Source organism: Corallococcus terminator (assembly GCF_003611635.1).
Lineage (GTDB): Bacteria > Myxococcota > Myxococcia > Myxococcales > Myxococcaceae > Corallococcus > Corallococcus terminator.
On record NZ_RAVZ01000851.1, the window covers coordinates 1 to 394 of the forward strand.

Annotated in this window: 1 protein-coding gene; it reads left to right on the forward strand. The window is 68.3% G+C overall.

Features of this window, described 5'->3' with window-relative positions; genetic code table 11:
- Positions 1 to 148: 148 nt before the first annotated feature.
- Positions 149 to 394 (forward strand): formate dehydrogenase accessory sulfurtransferase FdhD (locus D7V88_RS42445; protein WP_341870765.1); only part of this gene is annotated, 246 nt, incomplete at its 3' end.

Genomic DNA, 394 nt, shown 5'->3' on the forward strand with positions numbered 1-394 from the left:
CCCCGGCGGTGCGACGATGGCCGAACGGTCGAGGAAACCCATCGCGACCTCCGCAGGCGCAACCGTGTGTGACGGACGTGTGACCGATCGATGATGTCATCCTCGTCCGATATCCACCATTCGAGTCGAGGTGTAACTCATGGGCAGGGTGACCGTTCGTCGACCAGTCGTCCGGGTGAGAGAGCAGGGCGTGTCCCGTCGCCCGGACGCCCTCGCGGCCGAGGAACCCCTGGAGATCCGCGTCGACGGGAAGTCGCTGGCGGTGACGATGCGGACCCCGGGGCACGACGTCGAGCTCGCCCACGGGTTCCTGCTCACCGAGGGCGTGATCACCTCGGCCGACGACATCGCGACGGCCCGCTACTGCGACTCGCTCGACGACGCCGGCCGGAAC